Source organism: Dellaglioa sp. CoH-57-MRSF-21, from assembly GCF_056781915.1.
Window position 1 is genome coordinate 1 of the sequence record NZ_JBXAXU010000160.1, and the last position, 290, is coordinate 290.

The following is a 290-nucleotide window of genomic DNA, read 5'->3' on the forward strand; positions in this document are numbered from 1 at the left end:
GGACCGTTCCCATGACCCGATCTATAAGGAGGATTGATGCTGGAACAAACTGATGAGCAGCTAGCAGAGATGCTGGAGGTTCTCAAAAAAGAATGCACGAGTCTGAAACATCAGAAAGCTGATGCGTACGATTCGCTGGAGAACGCGTTTATCGCTGCCGGTTTCTACGATGTGGCTGCTGGGTTCCGGGAATTCTTGCGCTTGCGTGATCTCGATGCACGGCACAAGACGCTGAAAGCGGCGATCGATGGCGCTACCTATTTCGGGGGCGCAGCGGTCGTTGGCTACGT

The 290-nt window shown here is 53.8% G+C and carries 1 protein-coding gene; it reads left to right on the forward strand.

All coding sequences use genetic code 11. From position 1 onward, the window contains the following. Positions 1-36: 36 nt before the first annotated feature. Positions 37-290, forward strand: a 254-nt coding sequence (locus AC1RPQ_RS08385; protein WP_481762327.1) for a hypothetical protein, incomplete at its 3' end; no start/stop codon positions are given.